At 63.8% G+C, this 676-nt stretch carries 1 protein-coding gene; it reads left to right on the top strand.

The window, feature by feature from the left end; all coding sequences use genetic code 11:
- The coding region (locus ACTXPP_RS14265; RefSeq protein WP_443342758.1) for a transposase at positions 1 to 663 on the top strand (663 nt) is incomplete at its 5' end.
- Between the last annotated feature and the right edge of the window lie 13 nt (positions 664 to 676).

The raw sequence follows: 676 nt of genomic DNA, 5'->3' as shown, positions 1-676 counted from the left end.
TGGCTCGACGCCCGCGGCGGCACGTTCCGCCACCGGATCCGCGTGGTGACCATGGACGGGTTCACCGGCTACGCGAAAGCCGCGACTCAGCACCTGACCCAGGCCAGGCAGGTCATGGACCCGTTCCATGTCGTCCACCTGGCCATCGACAAGCTCACCGCATGTCGGCAACGGGTACAGAACGAGACGATGGGCCACCGTGGCCGGTCCGGGGACCCGTTGTACGGCATCAGACGGATCCTGTTGACGAGGAAGTCCCTGGTCACGCCGGCCAACGCGGTGAAACTCGATGACGTGCTCACCAGTCAAGCGCACCTTGCTGTGCAGGTGACCTGGCACTTCTACCAGGAGATTCTCGCCGCGTACCAGGCGGACCGTCCACGCGACGGGAAGCTGCGGATGTTCAAGGTCATCAAGGCGCTGCACGTGAAGATCCCCAACGACCTGCGGGAACTGCGGGTGCTGGGGCAGACGCTGTGGCGGCGGCGAGCCGACATCCTCGCCTACTTCGATACCGGTGCGTCCAACGGGCCGGTGGAGAACATCAACGGCAAACTGGAGCACCTGCGTGGCATTGCCCTGGGGTTCAGGAACAAAGCCAACTACATCTTGAGGTCACTGATCCACTCCGGAGGACTCCGGGAGGCGATCAACGCACTCTGAAACCGGAAGAGCC

It is taken from the genome of Candidatus Corynebacterium faecigallinarum (genome assembly GCF_052264515.1).
Classification (GTDB): Bacteria; Actinomycetota; Actinomycetes; order Mycobacteriales; family Mycobacteriaceae; genus Corynebacterium; species Corynebacterium faecigallinarum.
This window is presented reverse-complemented; position numbering and strand designations above follow the sequence as displayed.